A 1441-nucleotide genomic window follows, 5' to 3' on the forward strand; every position below is an offset into this window, starting at 1 on the left:
ACACGAGTGTTCCGTTCGGCTCCCCGACAGGCCGATTCGGCGGTGAACCCGCGTCGCGGCCCAGGATGGACCACAGCTTCTCGGTCAGCCGGTCCTGCAACGCCTCCAGGTCGGTGCCCTGGCGGACGGTGGCGCGGACCCTGGTGTCGCCGTCACCGCCGAAGCCGAACGCGGCCAGGCTGTTGTCGGTGCCGACGGTGACCTGGTAGGTCTCGACCTCGTCGGTGTCGGCCAGCACGGCTTCGAGCTTGCGCGCGGCTTCGTCGCGGGCGTCCAGGCTGCTGCCGGGCGGCAGCTTCTGACTGCCCTGCAACGCGGTGCCGCCCGCGTTGTCGATGAAGTTCGTCTGCAGGGAGCCGGCCAGGCCGAGGGTGCCGCCGAAGATCAGCACCGCGATCAGCAACGTCACCCAGCGCCGCGTGGTGGCGAACCGCAGCACGGGCACGTACGCGCGCTGCAACGGGCTGCGCCGCTCCTTCTCCACCGCGGCCTCACGCGCCCGCTCCGCCGCCTCCGGGTCGCTCGACACGGCCGGGCGCTTGAGGAACCAGAACGCCAGCACCGGCACGATCGTCAGCGACACCAGCAGGGACGCCAGCAGCGCCACGGTGACCGTGATGGAGAACGGGCCGAACAGCTCGCCCGCGATGCCGCCGACGAACGCGATCGGCAGGAACACCGCGACCGTGGTCAGGGTGGACGCGGTCACCGCGCCCGCCACCTCGCGCGTGCCGTCGAGCACCGCGCGCTGCTTCTCCTCGCCGTACCCGAGGTGCCGCTTGATGTTCTCCAGCACCACGATCGAGTCGTCGACCACCCGGCCGACCGCGATGGTGAGCGCGCCGAGGGTGAGCAGGTTCAGCGACAGGTCACCGGTGTAGAGGGCGATCAGCGCGACCACCACGGACAGCGGGATCGACACCGCCGTCACCAAAGTGGACCGCACCGACAGCAGGAACAGCAGGATCACGACGACCGCGAACAGCAGGCCGAGCAGGCCCTCGGTGGTCAGGCCGCTGATGGCCTTCTCGACCTGCGGGCCCTGGTCGAACGCGACGGACAGGGTCGAGTCGGCCGCCCGGCCCCACTCGTCGAGCTTGTCGCGGACCTGCTGCGAGATCTCCACCGCGTTGCCGTCGGAGGTCATGGTGACGCTGATGCCGAGGGTGGCCTCGCCGTTGGTGCGGGTCAGCACGGTCGCCGCCTCGGGCGCGGACTCGACCCGCGCCACGTCCCCGAGCTTCACCGGTCCGCCGGGTGAGGAGAGCGGCAGGTTGCGCAGGTCGTCCACGGTGCCGACGGGGCTACCGACCTGCACGGTCAGCGACTTGTCCGCCTCCGGCACGGCGGTGGCCCTGACGCTGTTCGACGTCGTGGTCGTGGTGTGGTGCCTGGCCATCGGTCTCGTCCTCGCGCTGTTGGTCTCCGCGATACCCAGACT

1 pseudogene is annotated in these 1441 nt (G+C 70.8%); it reads right to left on the reverse strand.

Annotated elements, in window-relative coordinates:
• A pseudogene (locus AB0G02_RS40095) lies at positions 1-1330 on the reverse strand (efflux RND transporter permease subunit); the annotation flags it as partial.
• Between the last annotated feature and the right edge of the window lie 111 nt (positions 1331-1441).

The organism is Actinosynnema sp. NPDC023658 (genome assembly GCF_040639995.1).
Taxonomy (GTDB): Bacteria; Actinomycetota; Actinomycetes; order Mycobacteriales; family Pseudonocardiaceae; genus Actinosynnema.